This is a genomic window from Ignatzschineria sp. LJL83, assembly GCF_054871845.1.
The window spans coordinates 102,095-126,575 of sequence record NZ_JBTXLY010000002.1 but is presented as its reverse complement, the minus strand read 5'-3'; the positions used below and the strand labels follow the sequence as shown (position 1 = coordinate 126,575).

Here is a 24,481-nt window from a genome sequence, read left to right as displayed (position 1 = left end):
CATTTGCAGTAGAACCTTTAAATTTCTAAAAGAACCTTCACAACTAGCATTATTAATAGAATGGCGGAGAGAAGCCTATTAAAACGTTGCCATAACGATTTCTCCATCAATCAACGTGAAGATGGGATTGTAAGTACGATAAAGTCTTTGATACAAGTTTTTCCATTGAATCGGGGAATAGAGTGTTTTTCTTTTCTCATTCAGACGAAAAAGCTTTCCGTCCGCATAGATTTCTAAATCAAAATCATCGATCCCTAAATCACTAACGGGCGACCAGATATCTCTCTTCAAATCAAAATAAGGCTGGATTAATTGCTCAAAAATAATTGCAAAATGTTGCTCAGGATCTTCGCCTTGATGCTGTGCGATATCTGTATTTCCTGGCTCAACTAATTTACGAATATCACGCCGACTCTTCCCAGCAAGTGCCCTTTTAATTTCTTGATACTTCTCCCATAACTTCTGTTTATTCTCAGGCGTATCTTCAAAAGGCGTCGATTGATGAATCCAACTAAAGGGTTGAGAATGATGAACCGTAAATTCTCGAGTTACAAATTCTCTTTGTAGCTCTTTTTTATCTTTTAAAATATAGGATTCCAATGACTCCACTTGAATAAGTAAATTCGCTAAATCTTCATCTTGATCGACACGAGATTCCTTTTTACTTAATAACCATCGATTCTGTGCAATATCGGCGTCATCTTGAACATAAGTATAACGAATATGAGAAACTTCCTTAGAATCTATACTTCCCGTATCTGGATTCTGAACTTTCGCAGTAATATCGATATCACAGTAACCATTTTGAGGATCAGTCACTAAGTTAGATAAATTATGCACCTCTAACGTCAGTGTATTGAGATTTTCATCTACAAAGTTACCTATAGATTGTGTCAAAGAGACCGATTTTGGCACACCTTTCATCAAATCCATCGTATGGATTAAATACATTCCATTTAACTTTGCTTTGCAACCCATATTGTTAGCACTAAAATTCATCTGATAATGTACCGGCGTTTGCGTATTATTCGCCATACTCATTCCCATCATTGAAACCAACAGAACAGATAATCTTAAACAAAAAGATGCTTTTATTATTTTCATAAATATCCTTTTAATAATAAACATAACATCATGATTATAATGATTCTTCACAAGAAGTGTTTTATCATCTACTTTTTTCTAGTTTCTCTTCAAAATAAAAAACTCCTAGTAAGTTCTAGGAGTTAGTTTTATGACGTATAACCCGATTTTAATCGTCTAAAAATCAAGTCTTAAATTTTATAGTGAAATCAGTTTAAAAACAGAATCATCCAAAGGTTAAGTCCCCACTCATTTGAAGGCTTGTACCGTATTCTTTTAAATATTCCAAGCCAACAATACTGACCTTTTTAATATTTTTAAACCGAAATCCCTATATTTTAAAATCACCGCAGTAGCAGAATCAGGACTAATCCCCACAGCGTGAGAAGCGTGTTACTCACGGCATATGGAACCGTATATCCGAGCATGGGCACATTACTGTCGGCAACTTCCGCAACCATTGCGACGGATGCGGTACTTGTTCTCGCACCACCGCAGCAACCTAAGTTAATTGCCGGATCAAATTTGAAGATATATTTCCCGATTAATGGCGCCATTAACATCGGCACGCTCGTTGCGAATAATCCCCAGAAAAAGATCTCAAATCCAACATTCTTCACGCCGGCGATAAAGGTTGGTCCTGCTGTGATTCCCACAACGGCGATAAAGACGTTGAGTCCCACAGAGTTCATAAACCACAGCGTAGATGCCGGTACGTTCCCAAAGTTAGGATGAAAGCTTCGAAGCCATCCACAAATCAGCCCCGAAATCAGTGCACCACCTGCCGTTGAAAGCGTCATTGGTAAACCGCCCACAGGAATAACGATTGCACCGAAAAGGCCGCCGAGCACAACACCGATTCCTACTAATACCATATTCGCGCTTTCCATTGGTTTATCAATGTATCCTGCAAGTTTTGCTGCAGCATCGACATGCTTTTTACTGCCGGTAACATTGACAATATCCCCACGATGAATCACTGTTTGCGCTTTTACCGGAATTTCAACGCCCATTGATCCTCGGCGAATACTTTTTATATAAACACCTCGTGTTTCCTTAATTTTGGAAATTTCTAGCAAGGTTTTATCGTTAAAACTCTTATTGGTAATCATGATATCCGCTGTTTCCATCTGAATCTGTAACAGCTCACGATCCGCAATTTCGTCTGCCATATGAGAGATTTCAACAAGGGCTTCATTATCTCCTGAAATTGCAATCACATCATATAATTCCAGTACAGTATCATCATTAAAATCAATAATCTTTTCGCCACGGCGAATACCTTCTACAAAAAGACGTTCCCCTTTGGCTAAAGATTCCACCTGTAAAACTGTTTTTCCCACTAGAATTTTAGGATCTTCTAATCTAAAAGCGCGCATTGTATATTGATTCCATGCCGATTGAATCCCTTCAACAGGGCCACCCACTGACATCTCTTTCTCATATCTTGCACATTCTTCTTTAATATTCACTCTTAAGAGTTTTGGTCCTATGATAGAAATAATCCAACCTGTTCCAACAGTTCCAAAGAGATACGTAATCGCATACGCCACCGGAATGTTATCTAGTTCTTTTTGAATCGTATCACCACCAATATCAAGTTGCGTAATGGCATCTGTGGCAAGTCCGATAGATGCTGAGATGGTTTGCGATCCAGCAAGAAGCCCTGCTGCTAACCCCGGACCATAACCTGCAACGATCACTGCAATATAGACACAAGCTAAACAGAGAATAGAGATTACCACTGCAAAAAGCGCTTGCGGTAAACCATCATTGGCAATCCCTCTGACAAATTGCGGTCCGACGCCAAATCCGACTGAAAACAGGAACATAATAAAAAAGATCGATTTAATTTGGGAAGAAATATCAATGCCGATCTGTCCAATGACAACACCGGCTAACAATGTTCCCGTTACCGAACCTAAACTAAAGCTCTTAAATTTTAGCGCACCAACCCAATATCCCACACCTAATGCCAAGAATATGGCTAATTCAGGGTATGTCCGAAACGTATGCTCTATCCATGACCATAATTCCATTTCCCTAACTCCTTATCTATCATTCATTTATGACTGGTAAAATTCACAATGACTATAATCTTAACTCGTAAAAAGAGGCTGAATAATCAGCCTCTTCATATACGTCATATCGTGATCATCAATACAATCAACGGTTAGTTTCTGCCACTGTGATCGTGATAGTTATTTACTTCATCCGCAGTCTGTACAACAGCTACTGGATGCTTCTCAAAGTAATCGAGTGCTCGTTGTACGTCTTCAATAAAGAGGTCTGCCATTTCATAACTGAAGCCGTGACGCAATACAAGGCGCATAATAACTGTCTCTTGCATATTTGGTAGCATTGAATATGCAGATACCTGCCATCCTCTCATTCTGAGACGATCTGATAAATCATAAAGGCTATAACCTGCGTTCTCTTTCTCTAACGTCCATGAAATTGCTGGAATTCCTTTTGTTGGATCGCCATCAAAGAAGAGTTTGAAGTCTCCTAATGCAACCATTGCTTTACCGATATGCTGTGCACTCTTGTAAAGGTTCGTCATAATTTCACGATAACCAGACTTTCCTTGACGGAGAAGGAGGTAATATTGTGAAGCGATTTGTCCGCCTGGTCTTGAGAAGTTCAAGTTAAATGTTGGCATGTTTCCACCAAGGTAGTTTACCCAGAACACTAAGTCTTTTGGTAAATCATCAAATGATCTCCAGATGATCCAACCCACACCAATAGGTGCTAAACCAAATTTATGACCTGAAGAGTTAATCGATACAACTCTTGGCAATTGGAAATCCCACTCAATTTCTGGAGCTACGAATGGTACAAGGAATCCACCTGATGCACCATCTACGTGTACAGGAATATCCCAACCTTTTTCTGCTTGAATTTTATCAAGCGCTGCACAAATTTCCGCTACCGGCTCATAAAGTGCGGTAAAAGTTACCCCCATTGTTGGTACTACACCAATGGTATTTTCATCTACGTAGTCCGCTAAAATGCTTGCATCAAGACCTAAACGATTTGGTTCGATCGGAACTTCACGTAATTCCACGTCAAAGTAACGTGCGAATCTATGCCAACATACTTGAACAGGACCTGTCACGATATTTGGTTTATCGTAAGGTTTTCCTTCAGCTTTACGCTTATCGCGCCAGCGGAATTTCAATCCAAGACCACCAAGCATTGCCGCTTCACTTGATCCTGTTGTAGATGTTCCTGCCGTATTTTTCGCATCTGGAGAGTTCCAGAGGTCTGCAATCATATGCACACAACGGCTCTCAATTTCTGCTGAAGCTGGATATTCATCTTTATCCATAATGTTAATACCAATACACTGATCCATTAAGTCATGAACATATGGATCTGACCATGTTTGGCAGAATGTAGAAAGGTTTTGGCTTGCATTACCATCTAATATTAAAACGTCTTTTACAAGGTTAGAAGCTACTTCTGGCTCCATTCCTTCTTCAGACATTTTATATTTAGGAAGCGAGCTGCCAGCTGCATCAGTCGCGAAAACATCTTTAACAATATGAATTGCCATAAATAATATCCTTTATCAGTTATAAAAATATACTTATTGAAACAAATACAAATATTACTAATACAAATTAAAATATAAACCTACAAAGATTTACAAAAACTACAGGTATAACAATGGCACAAACTTATATATATTAAAAGAAATTTAATAAATAATATTTAAACAAACCAATTCAAATCAATAAACACCCTACATTAATCAACCAAGCATAAAATGATTTAAATAAATATTATCAATGAGTTGCATAAGTTTTAACCACAACCATGGAAAATTATTTTAAATTTTTATTTCATTATTTCTAATTACGGTTTCATGGAAATTTAATGAAAACCTTAATGCTTCACATGCTAAAAATTAATGATGTCCATTTTTATACCTCTTTTCAGATACTTTTATTCATCATCACAATCTAATCTCATTTCTCCTGAAAATAAAAAATAGTGCTAAAAGAGAGGGTTATCTTTTTTAGGGATTGCGTTAGGTCAGGAAGATAAGGCTTTCTCCCCGAATGGCTCGCAAGAATGCTCAAAAGTGGCTAAGCTAATAGATATTGATTAATTTTTAATAAATCTAAAACTAAATTACAAAATCATTACTTTTATTGAATTTTATATTTCCGCTTTAGATTTTAAGCAATTTTTATTAGATTTTTGACCGAAGGTTTTCAAATGCAAAAGAGCAATCGTAAAAAATATATTATTGGTGGCGTTGTCATCGTTGGGCTGATTATCCTTGCCAATTACTTTTTGAACCATGATGAAACAGAAGGTTTTATTAAAAGTAATGGCCGAATTGAAGTCACGCCCTTAGATATCGCCACAAAACTTCCCGGTAGAATCGATACTATTTTGGTCGATGAAGGCGATTATGTCGATGAAGGTCAGCTCCTTGCCGTCATGCAACTCGATTCCTTAGAAGCGCAATTAGCAGAAGCAAAAGCGTATCATCAGCAATCCATTCATCATGCCAATTCCGCAGAAGCCATCATTAAAGCCCGTGAAAGCGATAAAGTTGCCGCAAGCGCTGCTGTATCTGCCGCTGAAAGTAAACTTTATGCCGCGGAAAAGAAACTGAGCCGAATTCAAACCCTCGTGAAAAAAGGCGCCACAACAGAACAAGAATTAGATGATCAAGAAGCGTATACTCGCGTTTTAAAAGCGGAAGTGGCGACGGCAAATTCCCAAGTTTTAGCAGCGCAATCTGCAATTGATGCCGCAAAAGCGCAATTCGTTGCGGCGCAATCTCAAGTAACGGCATCAGATGCCACGATTAACCGCGTACTTGCCGATATTAGCGATGCAAACTTAGTCGCGCCTGTGGAAGGTCGCATTCAATACCGAATTTCTGAACCTTCAGAAGTTCTCGGCGCCGGCGGAAAAGTCTTGAATCTCCTTGATCTCTCTAAAGTTTATATGACGTTCTTCGTACCGACTGAATACACCGGTCTTTTAGTCGAAGGACAAAAAGATGGCACAGAAGTCCGCATCATATTAGATATCGCGCCAGATACGCCGATTCCAGCTCGTGTCACTTTCGTATCATCAGAAGCGCAGTTTACGCCGAAAACGGTAGAAACTCAGAGCGAGCGTCAAAAGCTCATGTACCGCGTGAAAGCGCAGATTGATCCTGAACTGTTAGATCGTTACCGCAAATATATTAAAACGGGCGTGACTGGCGAAGCATATATCAAAGTCGATCCTGATAAGAAATGGCCGGCATTTTTAAATGGCGAACTCATTGAAGAAGCAAATGCGAAGTAGTTCATTGCGATTCAATTACGATTGCATTGCGATAAACCATCATTTCTCCATTTGGGATAATTTTTAGATGCTTGAAAAGCAGATGTGAAAAAAGATTGAAAGGAATCTAAGAATAGCTGATTCATTGCGGGATAGAACGATTGCACTCTTTTAGCAATCTCTCGCCCGCAGTTAGAATCCTTTCCCTTATCTTCATAAAATCCCATCAAAGAGAAAATACTAAAACTCCTTCATTCTCTATCAAATCAGTTTTCAACAAGGAATATTTGATGTCGAATCATGCCGTTGTATCGGTCAAAAATGTCTCTTTCAATTACAAAAAAATCTCGGCGATTGAGCATCTTTCTGTAGATTTCCCGAGCGGAATTATTACGGGAATGATTGGTCCGGATGGCGTTGGGAAATCCACGCTTCTTTCCCTGATTTCCGGCGCTAGAGCGATTCAAAGTGGCGAAGTCATCGTTCTTGGTGGCGATATGCGAAACAAAGAGATTCGCGAAACGATCTGCCCTCGTATTGCGTATATGCCACAAGGTTTAGGGAAAAATCTCTATCCCACATTATCTGTGGAAGAGAATCTGCAATTTTTTGGACGACTTTTCGGACACGATGAAACAGAGCGCCGGCGTAGGATTGATGATCTGACAAAAAGTACCGGTCTTTTCCCCTTTCTAGATCGCCCTGCCGGCAAACTTTCCGGCGGTATGAAGCAAAAACTCGGCTTATGTTGTGCGCTGATTCATGATCCCGATTTGCTGATTTTAGACGAGCCGACCACCGGCGTTGATCCCCTTGCTCGCTCGCAATTTTGGGATCTGATTAATCGTATTCGCCTTGAACGCCCTTCTATGAGCGTGATTGTGGCAACGGCTTATATGGATGAAGCGGAACGATTTGATTGGCTCATCGCCATGGATGATGGAAAAATTCTCGCCACCGGCACCACGGAAGAGCTCTTACTTCGCACCGAAACTAATAACTTAGAAGAAGCGTTTATCTCGCTACTTCCAGAGAGTAAAAAAGAGGGTTACGAGCCGATTATCGTGCCATCTTTAGAAATCACCGAAAATACGCCGATTGCCATTAAAGCCGAAGATTTAACCATGAAATTTGGGGATTTTACGGCCGTTGATAATGTCAGTTTTGAGATTCAAAAAGGCGAAATCTTCGGTTTTTTAGGCTCAAATGGTTGCGGAAAATCCACAACGATGAAGATGCTCACAGGTTTATTGCCGGCAACGAGCGGTAAAGCGTGGCTTTTCGGGCAAGAGATCGATTCAGAAGATATCAATACACGAAAACGTGTTGGTTATATGTCGCAAGCATTCTCCCTTTACGGCGAACTAACGGTGCTTCAAAACTTAGAGCTTCACGCCAAACTATTCCATGTACCGAAAGATCAAATTGATGAAAGAGTGCATGAGATGGTGGAACGTTTTGGCTTAAAAAATGTTCTCGATAAATTGCCGGATGATCTGCCCCTTGGCATGAAACAGCGTTTATCTCTTGCCGTTGCCATGGTGCATAAACCAGAGCTTCTGATCTTAGATGAACCCACTTCCGGCGTTGATCCTGTAGCACGAGATCACTTTTGGCGTTTACTCATTGAGCTTTCCCGTAAAGATGGCGTGACGATCTTTATCTCCACCCACTTTATGAATGAAGCCCTTCGCTGTGATCGCATGTCGATGATGCATGCCGGCAAAGTGCTCGATAGCGATACGCCTTACAATCTCATTATTAAACAGCAGACAGAAACTCTTGAAGAAGCGTTTATTAAATATCTGTTAGATGCCGGCGCCGGCGATGATATACCGAAAACAGAAAGCAACATTCCTCAAAAGGCGCATCACTCACTTGAAGAAAAAATAACCCAACAAGAAGACAAGTCGGAAAAAACGAAAGAAACTGACATCCTAGAATCTGAAATCTCAGAATTATCGGAAGCCGTAGAAACCCTTAAGAATCCTGAAATTTTAAAAGAAGCACTCACGCCGGAAGATTCACCAAAACGGGAACGCTTTAGTTTACAAAGACTACTTAGTTACACTTGGCGAGAAACATTGGAACTGCGCCGAGATCCTGTCAGAGCAACCCTTGCGCTACTCGGATCCCTCATTTTAATGGCGACCATTGGCTATGGCATTACCATGGATGTGGAAGACCTTCCCTACGCTATTTTAGATCGAGATCAAACGGCGCTCAGCACAAGTTATGTCAATAATATCTCCGGTTCTCGCTACTTTGTGGAGCATGAACCGATACTCAATTATGACGAGCTTGACCATCGCATGCGAAGTGCCGAAATTGCGTTTGCGATTGAAATTCCGCCCAATTTCGCGCGAGATATTGCGAAAGGCTCGCAGGTTGAAATTGCCGTTTGGATTGATGGCGCAATGCCGCAACGTGCGGAAACGATTCGTGGTTATGTGCAAGGAATGCATGCTGATTGGCTGCAAAAAGAGGCGAAATATCGCTATGGAATCGATCTTGAGCCGAAGTTTGATACTGAAATCCGCTATCGTTATAACCCTGATGTGAAGAGTTTAATGGCGATTGTGCCGGGCGTGATTCCCATTATGCTTCTGCTGATTCCGGCAATGCTGGCGGCGCTTTCTGTCGTGCGTGAAAAAGAGCTTGGTTCCATCATTAATCTCTATGTGACGCCGGTCACAAAGTTTGAATTTTTAGTAGGAAAACAGCTGCCTTACATTATGATTTCCATGCTCAATTTCCTCTTAATGATTCTTCTCGCCATTGTCATATTCGGCGTTCCCATTAAAGGTAGCCTGATGACGCTTACGATTGCCACATTCTTCTTTGCCATCTTTTCAACGGGCTTTGGGCTCTTTGCGTCAAGCTTCACAAGTAGCCAAATTGGCGCCATGTTCTTTACTATTATTGGGACGTTAATTCCGGCGGTACAATTTGCGGGAATGCTCAATCCTGTGAGCTCTATGGATGGCATTTCTCGCCTTATTGGCGAAATCTATCCGGCATCGCACATGCTGACTGTTTCAAGAGGTATTTTCAGTAAATCGCTCTACTTTAGCGATCTTACAGGAGAACTCTTTATTCTCATGCTCGGCGGCCCGCTCATTGTCCTTTGCAGTATCCTTTTACTCAAAAAACAGGATTCGTAAAAATGGTCAAACATATTCAAAATATCTACAATCTTGGCGTCAAAGAGATTTGGAGCTTAATCCGAGATCCTATTCTCCTCATTCTCATCGCTTTTACTTTTACCGCTTCCGTTTATACGGCCGCAACGGCAGTGCCGGATGGCTTACAAAATGCGAGTATTGCTATTGTTGATGAAGATCGCTCTACAATTTCAGAGCGAATTCAAGGCGCTTTTTATCCACCAAAATTCACGCTTCCTGATGAAATTACTCTGAGCGAAATGGATTCCGGTTTAGATCGTGGCGATTACACATTTGTGCTCAATATTCCGCCCTCTTTTCAACAAGATCTACTCGGCGATCGAACGCCGACCATTCAGCTCAATGTCGATGCAACGCGCATGACGCAAGGATTCACCGGAAGCATGATGATCAACAATATCATCAATGCCGAAGTTCAAGAATATCTTGCAAGAATTCGTGAAAAGCAGGAATTGCCGGTCAGTATTACGGAAAGAATGCGCTTTAATCCGAATCTCACAGCTTCTTGGTTTGGTGCGCTTAATGAAGTGATTAACCTTGTGACAATGCTCTCCATTATCTTAACGGGCGCAGCCGTGATTCGTGAACGAGAACGTGGCACCATTGAGCATCTTTTAGTGATGCCGTTAACGTCTTTCGAGATCATGATTTCCAAAGTATGGGCGATGGGATTAGTGGTTTTAATCGCCGCTTCCCTTTCGCTGATTTTTGTCGTAAAAGGTGCGTTACATGTGCCCATTGAAGGATCGCTCACGCTCTTTATTATGGGCGCTGCGCTCAACTTATTTGCGACAACTTCTATCGGTATCTATCTCGCAACCATCGCTCGAAATATGCCACAATTTGGAATGTTATTGTTACTGGTATTATTACCCCTGCAAATGCTCTCCGGCGGTATGACCCCAAGAGAAAGTATGCCGGGAATCATTCAATACTTAATGCTCGCATCCCCAACGACGCATTTTATTGAGCTAGGCAAAGCAATTCTCTTTCGAGGCGCCGGCATTACCATTGTTTGGCCATCCATGCTCTACCTCTTTATCATCGGCGCATCCTTCTTCTTTTTCGCACACAGAAGATTTAGAGCCACCATTGGGCAGATGGCGTAATCCACAAAAAACTCAGCGTCATTATCACAGTAAATCTTTCGTGATAATGACGCTGAGCGGAGGAGTTCTTTAATAGGTATCTTTAATAAGTATATTTAAATATGTCTTAGATCCTAGTGTGAATATTTCTAATATGCTTTAGATCCTAATATAAATATTTAAATACAGCTATCTAACTAATGCCTATCCGTTACTCATCATAACGAACACCCGGCAATACACAGAGCATTTCAAAAAGAAGATTAGCGCCTAAAACTGCAGTAGTGCCAAAGGGATCATAAGGTGGAGAAACTTCGACAAGATCCGCTCCAATAATATTCAGTCCTTTTAATCCACGAACAATCTCTAAACCTTGCGGCACTGTTAAACCACCAATTTCAACCGTTCCTGTTCCCGGCGCATATGCAGGATCAAAGCTATCAATGTCATAGCTCAAATATACAGGGCCATCTTTCATCAGCTCTCTGATTTCAGCCATTAAAGGGGTTAAGGATTTATGCCAGCACTCTTCTGCCGGAATCACTCTAAAACCTTGCTCTGTTCCCCAATCAAACTCATCTGCGCTATAACCTGTGCCACGAAGACCAATTTGCACAACACGATTACAATCTAAAAGTCCCTCTTCTACCGCTCGTCTAAACGGCGTTCCATGAGCAATTTTTTCACCAAACATCGTATCGTTAATATCCGCATGCGCATCCACGTGAATTAATCCTACAGGACCATATTTCTCTTTCATCGCTCTTAAAATTGGCAATACGATGGTATGATCTCCGCCCAATGTGAGCGGTGTTGCACCGTGCGCTAAGATATTGTCACGATAATATTCTGTGATAATGTCCATGCTTTTGAGAATATTAAAGGTATTAATCGGCACATCTCCGATATCTGCAATTTGTAAGCTCTCAAATGGCGCCGCTTTTGTCGCAACGTTATAAGGACGAAGCATTCTTGATTCATCACGAATCTGTCTTGGTCCTAAACGGGTGCCCGGTCTATTTGAAGCACCAATATCAAATGGCACTCCCACAAACGCAACATCTAATCCTTCGGCATTTGCTTGTGTTGGAAGACGCATCATTGTTGCAATACCGCCACAACGTGGCATTTCATTACCGCCTAATGGCTGATTAAATTTCTGGCTCATAAAGTTTTCCCCTTTCCGTGTGATTAATAATATGGATATTGAATATCGGTTTTTGTTATTTATTATTTACTGTTTATTGCTTGTTGTTTGTTGTTTGTTGTTTGTTATTTTTGCGAAGCAATACTCAATGTCCTGCTTCGGTATTGGCATATATTCGGCGACCTTGTTTGTGGATCATTTGATCGTTTCTTATTGGTGGGATGAATCGCCTTAAGCTCATCTTCATACTAAGCAGATTTATTTCATTCTTCTATAACTAAAATCTTAACTATACATATGGTTTTTTATATACATTCAGAAAATGCCCTCTAACAACATGAAATCGCATTAATAACCCTCTTTTTCCAGATCTACAGTTATAAAAAAACTCCCTTATTAGAAGGGAGTTTCCGAGCATTGCATCTATTCTTATGCCCGATATTTGAGGCGACTTTAGATCAAATTACAATCCTGCTTGTGCATATAATGATGCTTCATCAAGCATAATAATCGTCGGAACATCCCTTTGGTAAGCTTTCTGTAACTCTTCTGCTAAGGTATCAAGACTCGTCAAACTAATCGCTTGGCAACCATATCCTGTGGCAATTTCCATAAAATTCGGCGTATAAATATCCACGCCAATGGCAGAAATACCGGCATTTAACATGCCTCGCTTAATCTCTTGATAACCAAAGTTATTCCAAAGAATCACGGCAATTCCTAGCTTTTCTTCAACCGCCGTTGCAAGCTCCGTTAAGCTAAATTGAATCCCACCATCGCCCATAAGTGACACAACAGGTTGAGCTTCATTTGCCAATTTTGCACCCATAGCTGCCGGCAATCCATAACCTAACGTGCCGTAACCCGTTGCCGAGTTAAACCATTTACGCACCTTATCTGGTTCAAATATAAAGTTACCGGAATAGACGATCTGCGTGGAATCCCCCACAAATACCGTTTCATCATTTTGCGCTTGAATAATATTGAGCACTTCATGTTGCACATTCCATTCAGGCGGAAAACTACCATCAATGCGTGATTTAATACTCTGTGCTAATAACGCGCCGCGACTATCACTACTAAAAGTATTCGATGCCGATTGGCCCGCAATAAAGTTGGAGAGCGAATTCACAAAACTCTTCGCATCACTCACAATTCCGATATTTGATAAATAGTTTGAATGAAGTTGTGCCGGATCGATATCCACACGAATAATGTTCGCATTTAACTTAAATCCTCCATCAAATGCCACGTCATAATCGGTTTCTCCAAGTTCTGTACCAATAGCAAGAATCACATCTGCTTTTGCAATCTCTTCTCGCATTACATCTGTAGTTTGTAATGATCCGATCGACAAAGGATGTTTTGGTGGAAATGCCCCTTTTGCATTAATCGTATTTAATACCGGCATATCGAAGCTTTCAGCAATATGGACTAATTGCGCTTGATCGGCATTAATCACACCACCGCCAATAAAGAGATAAGGATTTTTAGCGCTTTGTAATTGCGCATAGACGTCTTCAATGCCCTGATCGCACACTCGTGATCGATAGATTGTTGCCGGCGGATAGATCGGCATCTCTACAAGTTTTGTAATCACATCCGTTGGAATTTCAATATGCACAGGTCTTGGTCTTTCACTACTAAACACCGCAAATGCTTTTGCTAAGACTTCCGGCAATTCACTGGGACACAATATCGTATGACTGAAAGCACTCACGCCGGAAACCATTTCACGTTGGCTATAAAGCTCGTGAAGTCTTCCCTGTCTCATGCCTAATGTCGAAACTTTATTCACACTTGATATTACGAGCATCGGAATAGAATCTGCATACGCTTGCCCCATCGCCGTTAAGATGTTTGTCATCCCTGGGCCTGTAATAATAAAACATGCCGCTGGCTTCCCTTTCACTCTTGCATAGCCATCTGCCATGAATCCCGCACCTTGTTCATGCCTTGGCGTAATATGGCGCATTGAGGTACGCTCAAGTCCTCGATACAGCTCAATAGTGTGAACGCCGGGAATCCCAAAAATCATCTCAATGCCGTAAGCTTCTAACTGTCTTACTAAATATTCCCCACAAGTTTCAGATCTATTGACCATCATTTCCTCCTAATTCTATTGTTATATCCCTAGAGATTTCTATTCTAGAGTTTGTTTTTTATGATTGATGATTGAATGAGCTTGATTGCTTTACTTATTACAACTTCGTATCTCTAATACAAAAACCCCTTCTATTAAATAAAAGGAGTTTTGTAAATTTTATTAGAAATAAATCTTCCTAAAAAATTCCTAAAAAATTCCTAAAAAATAATATATTTTGTAATGAGAACAATAATCGGTAATCCAATCAGTGTTCTCAATATGAATATCATAAATAACTCTAAGAGATTCAATTTAATTTTCGACTTCAAAACTAATACACCGATTTCTGTCATGTAAATTACTTGAATCACAGAAGTACACGCAATGATGAAACGGGTCATTTCACTCTCAATAGATGCGCCTAATACTGCCGGCAAGAAGATATCTGCAAACCCAACCAATAACGTAGGTGCCGCTTCCTTCGCTTCTGGAACATTAAGCCATTCTAATAAATAATAAAACGGTAATGAAAGGTAGTTAAAGATCTGCGTATATTCAGATAATGCTAAAGCGATCGTTCCAATCGCAAATACCACCGGCATTAATCCCAAATAGACATCCATTAAAACAAATACGCTATTTTTAATCGCATCTTTTAGTGGTAGTGCTGTTTCTGATTTATGAATCGCGCGATCTACGGCATAACGATAGGTAGAGATATCTTTAGGAGCCATTTCAGGAGCCGGCGCTTTACCTGTTAAATACGTATTTTTCTTCAAACTCAGTGGCGGGATTCTCGGCAAAATAATTGCGATAATAATCGCCGTGACAACAACAACGGCATAAAACTGAATAAAATAATGCGGGATTTTCAGCACCGTTGCAATTAAGAAGCTAAAAACCACAGAAGAGATCGCAAAGTTAGTGGCAATGGTTGCTGCTTCTTTTTCAGAGTAAAAGCCTTCCTCATATTGCTGTGCTGTGATAATGACACCCACTGCGGTAGATCCTAACCAAGAAGCAGCCGCATCTACTGCTGATCTTCCCGGTAATTTAAAGAGCTTACTGAAAGGTTTTGCCAGCATCGAACCAATAAATTCCATTAAGCCATATTCCACTAAAAAAGGCATTAAGAGAATGGCAAAGAAGAAGAAAGGCAATAACGTTGGGTTTAAATCATTTAAGATTGTACCACCGGTATTTTTATTGAAAACCCACTCCGGCCCTATTTTGAAATAGATCATCACAATAAACACAGATCCAATCATCCGCAAGATAATCCAAATTTTGGAAGGTAGAAAAATTTCCTGTAACCTACGATTCGTTTGGAAGATTTTGGGTTTAAAAATTAATGCAAATCCGGTGACAAGTGATGAAAATACCACAATAAAGAGCGCTACCGTCGGTAACGTATTTGCCGGCAAAAAGGATTTTAAGATGCCTGCTAAAATTCCAACGCCAACGCCCCATTCGCCATTCCACGGAATTGGGGTAATAAAAAGTAGTAGTCCTATTAATGAAAAAAACAAAAATCGTTTTTTCGCACGATTATCTGTTGGTACAACAACTTCACTCTGTGTATACATATTTCCTCCTAACTTCGATATGAATAAATTATTTTTTTGGCATCGAAGCATCTAATTTGTATTTTGATTATATTTTATGTTTAAAATCAATTATTTAATTTTAAAGTACTCCTTGAAAACATCTCTATAATTCATTGATTCTCACAAACTATGTGTGAGATGAGTTGCGAAATAAATATATTAATTCTTGTAAATAGCCTCTACATTTATAACGTTGGTATCGTAGAGGGAATCAAAATTCGCTGATCCACATCATTAATATCTGTCACTCCGGTAAAAGAGAGACTGGTTTCTAATTCATTTTTCATAATCTCCAATACTTTCGTAACACCTTGCTCTCCAAAAGCACCCAAGCCATATAGATGCGCTCTACCAATCATCGCGCCTTGAGCGCCAAGAGCTACGCTTTTTAAAATATCTTGTCCTGAGCGAATCCCGCTATCTAATATCACTTCGGTGGAGCTTCCTTGAAGCGCTCCCACAATGGAAGGTAATACTCGAATTGTAGAAGGTGCGCCATCTTGTTGCCTGCCTCCATGATTACTCACAATAATGGCGTCAGCGCCTAAATTGCTCGCAATCTTAGCATCGTCTTTATCTAAGATACCTTTGATAATCAATTTCCCATCCCATGCTTTTTGAATCCATTCAATATCTTTCCAATTTAAAGTGAGATCAAATGTCTGTAAGCCATTAGAAATAGAACTTTTTTGATCTGTCACGCCTTCCATATGTCCGACAATATTGCCAAACTGCCGACGTTTCGTTTTTAACATCTGCCAACACCATCTCTGCTTTGTCAGTAAATTCATCCAATTTTTCAATGTTGGCTTTGGAGGAACCGTGAGACCATTCTTAAGATCTTTATGTCGTTGCCCCACCATTTGTGAATCTAACGTTACGACTAAAGCATCACAGCCGGCCGCTTTTGCTCGATCAATGAGCCGATAGGTAAAATCTCGATTTCCTAACAGATAGAGCTGAAACCAAAATGGTGCATTCACTTCTGCTTTAATATCTTCAAGAGAAGCAATACTCATTGTTGATAAGGTATAACGCACACCAAAACTCTTCGCAGCTCTCACAGCTAGTATTTCTCCATCGGGATGCACCATGCCGGCAAGCCCAGTGGGTGAAATAGCTAGCGGAATTGTAGAAGGAATCCCGATCAACTCTCTTGCTACATTTTGGGAAGAAACATCAATTCCCACACGATGGGTTAATTCAATATTCTGAAAATCAATTTCATTCGCTCGATACGTTTTTTCAGTCCAAGCACCAGAATCCACATAATCATAAATCATCTTTGGCACGCGCTTTTTTGCAACCACTCTTAAGTCTTCAATATTTGTCATAATCGCCATTGTATAAATCCTTTTAATCAATGCCAGATAACGGCTCTCTTTAACTAATATTTAACTAATCTGTTTCATATCAAATGATTTTGAGAATAATAGAGATATCTACATAGTAATCACGGATCACCTTTCTGTTCTATAACAGAATGATTATCTATACATATCTAAATTGATATGTATAAAGCATTAGCACCTGTTTTATTTCATATTCTCCGATAGTTAAGACTACTTCTAAGGTGTTTTTATGAAAGGAATAGAAGAATATCTGCTAGATGATTGGATTGAATTAAAAATCGGCTCAAAATATCTCAGGAACATTTTATGAATTAGATAAGAGCTTTTTCATAAAAATTTTAATTAAGGGTGAATTCGGATTTTTCGTAATAAAATGATGGGGGACAGAGTAAGAAAACTCTTCAAAAATCGGCACGATCACGCCTTTTTCCACATAAGGAGTCGCATAATCTAAAGGCAAATATCCGATATGTGTACCCGCCATAATAAAGAGCAATGTTGTTTCCATCTGCTTTGCCGTTGCGGTTAGCTTCAGAGGACGAACGGGAACTATCTCTGGATCTATATTATATCCTCGACGTACCCATGCATATTGCTTCAATAGTTCTTCAACGCTGATCGTAGAATTTTCTGCGAGCGCATGATCTTGACTACAATAGATATATTGACGCTCATCTATGAGCTTTTTATACAAAATTTCTTTCAAATGCTGACTAAAATATCCTATGCCAATATCCACCCGATTATTTAAAATCCTTGATTCAATCTCATGGGGCGATAATATTTCAATATTCAGCGTTACCTGAGAATGCTCTTCATAAAATTTCGCAATCGTATGAGAAATCTGCTTCTTTAACATTAAGGGTAATTCATCAATCAGCGCAATATTCAGCTCTCCGGTAAGGGTGCTACTTGCTTGCTGAATCTGCATAATTTCATCATAAAATTGATCCAAATCTTCTGATAATACCGTGCAAGCATCATAAACTTCTTGCCCTTCTTTCGTTAGAGAGAAGCCACTTCTACCTCGAATACACAGTACAAAACCAAATTGATCTTCTAAATATTTGAGATGATTACTGATAGCAGGTTGTGCCATATCTAAAATGGTTTGTGCGGCGGAAACACCTTGACAATCGGCCACTACCACAAACACATATAATGCGCGTAAATCCCGATAACTTAGCCTTTTCAACATCCCTCTTTACTCTCATTTAGTGATTCTTAATAATAACTTTTATATATTTTTATAATGAGATCACTGTAGATGCTTTTAGAGGATGTTGCACGAAGATTTTATTGAAGGTTATAGATCACTATCGCTGATAGTGAAATATTCAATCTGCGCTATTTTCATATTGCCACTTTATGCTTTTGCCTTACAACAATAGACATACGCCGGCGGAAAGTTTTTCATCACACGTTTTCTTTCCCAATCAAAATAGCGGGAAAGCACTTTTTCCATCTTTTGCGTATATTGAAAGAGAATGAAACTTCCGCCTGTTTCTTGAAGGATTTTAGAGACCGATTGTAAGATTTTTAAGGTCACTTTAATCGGCAACGAGAGAAATGGTAAGCAGGAAAAGATCACATTAAAAGGCGCTTCTAGCTCTTCTGCAGATCGTTTGCAAATCTCTAAACGCTCGTCTCGAATCGTTTCTAAAAGTTTATAAAAACAGGGATTAATCTCATATGCTAAAAGCTTAGAATCTTCCGGCATCACTTTTAAAATATGCCTTGTCAAAACGCCATCGCCGGCACCTAATTCTGCAATTTGTAGATGATGTTGCGACCAATTCATCTCGGCAATCATCGCTTTACAGAGCGAAGATGAGGAAGGAATCAACGTTCCAACGCTTCGAGGAGAATGGATAAAACTATTTAGATACGTCAGATGCTTCTTATAATTGGGCATCATAATGTTGGTTCCCTATGATTTTAAGAGAAATATTACAGCTCTTGTAAAAGCTGTCAGGTATGTATTATAAAATACTTTGGAAAATTGGATCTAAAAATTCTAATAATATTTAACATTATTGATCTTTTCCATACATATCATCGCACATTTTTACTGATATCTATTAAAACATATAATTAGCTCAATACTATAACAATCCACAAAATAGATATTAAAAAACTCGCAATCCCCCAAATTCCGCTTGATTAAACTCTGCTCGGCCTCATGTAGTTAAAACGTAGTTTCAAAGCATAATTTATGGCATTATAGTCAGATTGTTAAAATTCAAGTTTCAGGATTCAAGTGGCTTTACCCAAGATTGAGAGATCTTTCACTTGAATTCACTTAGAGAATTAAAAGTATCCCAATAAGAATTAACGATTAATTTCATACTAAAAGGAGTATTTATGACAACGGATTTCCGTATTGAAAAAGACACCATGGGCGATATGCAAGTTCCAAATAATCAACTTTGGGGCGCACAAACTCAACGTTCTTTACAAAACTTCCGTATCTCAAATGAAAAAATGCCGGTGGCATTAATCGAAGCTTTAGCGATCGTTAAAAGATCAGCAGCGAAAGTAAATATGGATCTTGGTCATCTTGATCCTGCGAAAGCAAAAGCGATCATCGCTGCCGCTGATGAAGTTTTAGCAGGCGTGCACAGCACAGAATTCCCGCTTTCACTTTGGCAAACAGGTTCAGGCACACAAACGAACATGAACATGAATGAAGTCCTTGCAAACCGTGCAAGTGAAATTCTTGGTGGCGTTCGTGGCGAAGAGCGTTTAGTGCATCCGAATGATGATGTGAACAAAGCGCAAAGCTCAAACGATACATTCCCAACAGCGATGCATATTGCTGCGGTTCTTGAGATCAAACGCCTTCTTCTTCCTGAATTAACACGTCTTCGTACGACTTTAGGTAACAAAGCAGAAAGCTTTAAAGACATCGTGAAAATCGGCCGTACGCATCTTCAAGATGCAACGCCATTAACACTTGGTCAAGAGATCTCAGGTTGGGAAGCTATGCTTGGTTACAACTTAGATCACGTCAATAACGCACTTCCACATCTTTGCGAGTTGGCGCTTGGCGGAACAGCTGTTGGAACAGGCTTAAATACACATCCTGAATATGCAGTTCGTGTTGCAAAAGAGATTGCTGATTTCACAAAAGTACCGTTCGTTTCTGCACCAAACAAATTTGAAGCATTAGCAACAACGGATGCGCTTGTGCAAGCTCACGGTTCATTAAAAGGCTTAGCAGCATCATTAAACAAGATTGCGAATGACGTTCGTTGGTTATCTTCAGGCCCACGTTCTGGTATTGGCGAAATCACCATTCCTGAAAATGAGCCAGGTAGCTCAATCATGCCAGGAAAAGTAAACCCAACACAATCTGAAGCATTAACAATGGGTTGCGCGCAGGTATTTGGTAATGACGTTGCAATTAACATCGGCGGCGCTTCTGGTAACTTCGAATTGAACGTTTTCCGCCCGATGATCATCAACAACTTCCTTCAATCTGTTCGCATTTTAGGCGGCGGAATGGAGAGCTTCAATGACAACTGTGCTGTTGGTATCGAGCCAAATCATGATCGTATTACAGAATTAGTGAATAACTCACTCATGCTTGTAACGGCGCTCAACACGCATATTGGTTATGATAAATCAGCGGCAATTGCTAAAAATGCACATGCAAAAGGAACAACATTAAAAGAATCAGCTCTTGAACTTGGCTTCTTAACAGAAGAAGAGTTTGATGCATGGGTTGTTCCAGGCGAAATGGTGGGTTCTTTAAAATAAGTATCTTTCAGATCGAACTTCATTCATGAATGAAGTTTGAAATATACAGTACATACAAAAGCTATCTTTCGAGATAGCTTTTTTTATTGCCGGCAGTTTTTATAGATTTTTTTATGGCTTCTTATATAGGCTGATGCATCGCTGGGTCGAATGCTTGCATGCTTTTATATATCTCGCGCCAGCAATTTGGATTCTTTTGATATTTAAAATCTGAAATCACTATAGAAACCTTCTCAGCGGGCGAGTGGTTTTTCTATGAGTGCAGGCTTTCTATCCCGCACTGATTCAGATTTTCTTAGAGCTGATTTTTCAAAAAAACTCATTTTTTTAATCTTTTCAAATCATATTCAGATAGTAAAAGGATCTTTTTTGAGATCTAGAATCTTCATATCTTCTAATACATAAAATCTATCAATATCACTCAAACTGATCTCGTTAATATCCTCTGCAGATGATGCTCAATAATTGAACTTCTATTATTGTAATCCCATGCTTTCAGTGCTATATCTCGTTCATGTATATCCATCACGAATGTTAAACCATAATGTTCGTCATACATTTAGATATTACAAATATTTATAAAAGAACTGATAAAAACAATTTATTAAAAACCACAATAATAAATGGAGGATCAATTTATGCTCTCACGCATTTTGTCTGAAAAAACACTTCCCGATATCACGCCGGAAGCCTTTTTTCCGCTCATTAGTGAAACCTATTTAGAAGATGAAGCTGTTACTTTACAAAGATTATTAGATTCCCTACAAATCTCGCCTGATCAAGCAGAAAAGATCGAAAAAGCGACTCATGATGTGATTCAAACGATTCGTAATAAGCCCGATATTGAAAGCTCGCTCGATGCACTTCTTCGAGAATATAATCTTTCCACGCAAGAAGGTTTAATCCTGATGTGCTTGGCGGAAGCGTATCTTCGAATTCCCGATAAGGAATCTGCCGATGCCTTTATTCAGGATAAAATTGCCGGTATTGATTGGAAAAGTCATAAAGGTAATAGCGATAAATCCTTAGTGAATTTTGCCACTTGGGGTTTAATTCTCACCGGCAATATTATGGATACGAATGAAGAGAGTTCGATCTTTAAGAAAATGACGCATAAACTCAGCGAGCCCGTGATTCGTAAAGCCGTATATCAGGCGATGAAGATTATGGGCAAACAATTTGTGCTCGGCGAAACCATTCAAGAAGCTCTGAAAAATGGGCAGAAACTTCGGCAAAAAGGTTATACCTATACCTTTGATATGCTCGGGGAAGCGGCGCTTACGGAGCAAGATGCCGAGCGCTATTTTGAAGATTACAGAGCGGCGCTCATCAATGTTGGCAAAGAATCTACGCTTGCCAATAGCCCAAAACCTTCTCTTTCCATTAAGCTCTCTGCCCTGCATTCTCGTTATAATGCCGCAAATGAAGCACTCGTGATGACGGAACTTTTTGAAAGAGTAAAAGCTTTAGCACTATTGGGTGCTGAATTAGATGTAGAAATCAGTATTGATGCCGAAGAAGCCGATCGCTTAGAAATCTCCCTGCAACTTTTTGAAAAACTTCTCAATATCGAAGAGATTCGCCAATGGGGCGGACTTGGGCTTGTGGTTCAAGGCTATGCTAAACATGCAATGCCGGCGCTCATATGGGCGACACTTCTTGCGAAATCTCACAATACTACGATTCCGATTCGCCTCGTAAAAGGCGCTTATTGGGATACGGAAATCAAGGATTCTCAAGTTCGAGGGCTGAATAACTTCCCGGTATTTACCCGCAAAGAGAATACGGATATCTCTTATCTTGCCTGCGCGCAATATATGTTATCTCCCATGGCGCAAGGTGCATTAAAACCGCAATTTGCCACACATAATGCGCAGACTGTCGCTTCGATTTTGAGCTTTGCTGAAGAGATGGAGAATGATCAATTTGAGTTTCAGCGCCTTCACGGCATGGGCGAAGCGCTTTATGATGAAATCATTACTAATACCAACAAAAGTATTCGCATCTATGCGCCCGTTGGGAAACATCAAGACCTTCTACCCTATTTAGTACGAAGATTACTGGAAAATGGTGCGAACTCTTCTTTCGTCCATCAACTCGTCGATCCCAAAGTGCCCATTGATTCATTAACGCAATCGCCAATGGCGCTTCTTGCAGAACAAGATTCTTACAAAAATCCGGCGATTATCTATTCAGACCATCTCTATCAAAATCATAAAAACTCGCGTGGCTTAAATACCAATATCAGCGCCACTTGGAAACCTTTTGCAGCGCAATATCAGCACTTTTTACAAAAAACATGGCACGCAAGTCCCATTATTAATGGTAAAACCATTCATCATCATACCGGTCAAAATGCGGATGCAAACAGTGTCCAAACGCTAGAGATTGCCGAAACCTTTGATCTCATCTCACCGACAGATCTCACAACCATTGTTGGAACCGTGACAACGGCAACGCCGGATGATATTGAAATAGCGATTTCAAGCTTACAAAATGCATGGTTTGATTGGAATAAACAAGGCTTTACAAAACGAGCGTTGATATTTGAAAAAATGGCTGATCTGCTCGAAGAAAACCGAACCGAACTCATCGCTCTTTGTAGCTTGGAAGCCGGAAAAACCATTCAAGATGGTATTGATGAAGTACGAGAAGCCGCCGATTTCTGTCGTTATTATGCCAGTGAAGCAAAAAAATATGATGCTGAGATTATCTTTCCAAGTGCGAGTGGAGAACGTAACAGCTTCTTCTATAGTGGAAAAGGCGTGATTGCGTGCATTAGCCCTTGGAATTTCCCGTTAGCGATCTTTTTAGGACAAATCACGGCAGCGCTTGTGAGTGGAAACACGGTGTTAGCAAAGCCCGCAGAAACAACGCCGCTCATTGCATTTCGTGCCGTTGAGCTCCTATTTGAAGCCGGTTTACCCGCTGATGTCATTGCGCTACTTCCCGGCAGTGGCAAATTACTCGGCGATATTTTCACGAAAGATCCGAGAGTTGCTGGCGTTTGCTTTACAGGTTCTACTCAAACGGCAAAGCATATCAATCTGAACCTTGCTCAAAGAGAAGGAGCAATCCCGATGCTCATTGCCGAAACCGGCGGACAAAATGTGATGTTTGTGGAAGCAACAGCGCTTCCGGAACAAGTGGTCAGAGATACATTGCAATCTGCGTTTGTAAGCGCCGGTCAAAGATGTTCTGCCCTTCGAGTGCTCTATCTGCAAGAGGAGATTGCCGATCGTATTATCGAGCTACTGCAAGGCGCTTTAGAGAATTATGTCGTCGGATTGCCCTTTAATTTGGAAACCGATGTCAGTACCGTGATTGATGTTCGCTCAAAAGAAGCGCTTAATTCTCATATTCAAGCACTCAAATCTACAAACCGCGTATTAGCGGAAGCGCCCTTAAATAGTACGCTTACGGGAAATTATATTGCGCCGATTGTATGCGAGATTGATTCTATCTCTGATCTAAAAAAAGAGCATTTCGGCCCAATTCTACACGTCATTCGCTACAATAGACGCGATCTTCATAAATTGATCCAAGAAGTGAATGAGTCCGGCTACGGTTTAACCATGGGAATCCATACGCGCAATGATACGATTATTGATGAAATTATCGCCAATGCTCGTATCGGCAACTTCTATGTGAATCGTAATCAGGTGGGCGCGGTTGTTGGCGTTCAGCCATTTGGCGGACTTGGGCTTTCCGGCACAGGACCAAAAGCCGGTGGACCTAACTACTTGCCTCGCTTTATGAATGAACATGTTATTTCACTGAACACAGCAGCGATTGGCGGCGATGCGGCACTTTTTAAAAATGCCTATCAAAAACATGAACCACACGATAATTCTCTTGAAACTAAGCTTTAAA

The 24,481-nt window shown here is 40.1% G+C and carries 14 protein-coding genes; 5 read left to right on the top strand and 9 right to left on the bottom strand.

All coding sequences use genetic code 11. The features are described 5' to 3' along the window. Window positions 1-78: 78 nt before the first annotated feature. From ACYSN2_RS02420 to ACYSN2_RS02410, 3 genes are all read right to left on the bottom strand, one after another. Window positions 79-1,104, bottom strand: a complete 1,026-nt coding sequence (locus tag ACYSN2_RS02420; RefSeq protein WP_461748671.1) for a hypothetical protein — start codon at window positions 1,102-1,104, stop codon at window positions 79-81. Window positions 1,105-1,427: 323 nt separating this feature from the next. Beyond that, window positions 1,428-3,122 carry an aspartate-alanine antiporter gene (aspT, locus tag ACYSN2_RS02415; protein WP_461748670.1) on the bottom strand — a complete coding sequence of 565 codons (1,695 nt, stop codon included), beginning with the start codon at window positions 3,120-3,122 and terminating at the stop codon, window positions 1,428-1,430. A gap of 134 nt (window positions 3,123-3,256) precedes the next feature. Then, window positions 3,257-4,642, bottom strand: coding sequence for a glutamate decarboxylase (locus ACYSN2_RS02410; protein WP_461748669.1), 1,386 nt, complete (start codon window positions 4,640-4,642; stop codon window positions 3,257-3,259). Between the two features lie 668 nt (window positions 4,643-5,310). On the opposite strand from ACYSN2_RS02410, the gene ACYSN2_RS02405 reads away from it, so the two are divergent. The 3 genes from ACYSN2_RS02405 to ACYSN2_RS02395 all read left to right on the top strand — a co-directional run bounded on the left by ACYSN2_RS02405 (window position 5,311) and on the right by ACYSN2_RS02395 (window position 10,675). Next, the gene (locus tag ACYSN2_RS02405; protein WP_461748668.1) at window positions 5,311-6,402 is read left to right on the top strand and encodes an HlyD family secretion protein; all 1,092 of its coding nucleotides are present in this window, start codon (window positions 5,311-5,313) and stop codon (window positions 6,400-6,402) included. A 269-nt stretch (window positions 6,403-6,671) separates the two neighbouring features. Further along, entirely contained in the window at window positions 6,672-9,545 is a 2,874-nt protein-coding gene (gene rbbA / locus ACYSN2_RS02400) for a ribosome-associated ATPase/putative transporter RbbA (protein WP_461748667.1), read from the top strand. A 2-nt stretch (window positions 9,546-9,547) separates the two neighbouring features. Next, on the top strand, window positions 9,548-10,675 hold the full coding sequence (locus ACYSN2_RS02395; protein ID WP_461748666.1) for an ABC transporter permease: 1,128 nt from the start codon (window positions 9,548-9,550) through the stop codon (window positions 10,673-10,675). Window positions 10,676-10,865: 190 nt separating this feature from the next. Here the strand turns inward: ACYSN2_RS02395 and speB are convergent, their stop codons facing one another. The 6 genes from speB to ACYSN2_RS02365 all read right to left on the bottom strand — a co-directional run bounded on the left by speB (window position 10,866) and on the right by ACYSN2_RS02365 (window position 18,764). Beyond that, window positions 10,866-11,822: an agmatinase gene (gene speB / locus ACYSN2_RS02390; RefSeq protein WP_461748665.1), complete on the bottom strand. Its 957-nt coding sequence runs from the start codon at window positions 11,820-11,822 to the stop codon at window positions 10,866-10,868. Window positions 11,823-12,264: 442 nt separating this feature from the next. Beyond that, window positions 12,265-13,908: a 5-guanidino-2-oxopentanoate decarboxylase gene (locus ACYSN2_RS02385; RefSeq protein WP_461748664.1), complete on the bottom strand. Its 1,644-nt coding sequence runs from the start codon at window positions 13,906-13,908 to the stop codon at window positions 12,265-12,267. A gap of 197 nt (window positions 13,909-14,105) precedes the next feature. Beyond that, on the bottom strand, window positions 14,106-15,473 hold the full coding sequence (locus ACYSN2_RS02380; protein WP_461748663.1) for a YjiH family protein: 1,368 nt from the start codon (window positions 15,471-15,473) through the stop codon (window positions 14,106-14,108). A 206-nt stretch (window positions 15,474-15,679) separates the two neighbouring features. Continuing rightward, window positions 15,680-16,837 carry an alpha-hydroxy acid oxidase gene (locus ACYSN2_RS02375; RefSeq protein WP_461748662.1) on the bottom strand — a complete coding sequence of 386 codons (1,158 nt, stop codon included), beginning with the start codon at window positions 16,835-16,837 and terminating at the stop codon, window positions 15,680-15,682. Window positions 16,838-17,150: 313 nt separating this feature from the next. Beyond that, complete coding sequence (locus tag ACYSN2_RS02370; RefSeq protein ID WP_461748661.1) at window positions 17,151-18,044, bottom strand: LysR family transcriptional regulator; 894 nt, start codon at window positions 18,042-18,044, stop codon at window positions 17,151-17,153. A gap of 168 nt (window positions 18,045-18,212) precedes the next feature. Next, complete coding sequence (locus tag ACYSN2_RS02365) at window positions 18,213-18,764, bottom strand: class I SAM-dependent methyltransferase (protein WP_461748660.1); 552 nt, start codon at window positions 18,762-18,764, stop codon at window positions 18,213-18,215. 446 nt (window positions 18,765-19,210) lie between these two features. Between ACYSN2_RS02365 and fumC the strand changes: the two genes are divergently transcribed. Together fumC and putA are read left to right on the top strand one after the other, a co-directional pair. Continuing rightward, window positions 19,211-20,608, top strand: coding sequence for a class II fumarate hydratase (gene fumC / locus ACYSN2_RS02360; RefSeq protein ID WP_461748659.1), 1,398 nt, complete (start codon window positions 19,211-19,213; stop codon window positions 20,606-20,608). Window positions 20,609-21,246: 638 nt separating this feature from the next. After that, window positions 21,247-24,480: a bifunctional proline dehydrogenase/L-glutamate gamma-semialdehyde dehydrogenase PutA gene (putA, locus tag ACYSN2_RS02355; protein ID WP_461748658.1), complete on the top strand. Its 3,234-nt coding sequence runs from the start codon at window positions 21,247-21,249 to the stop codon at window positions 24,478-24,480. Window position 24,481 lies beyond the last annotated feature (1 nt).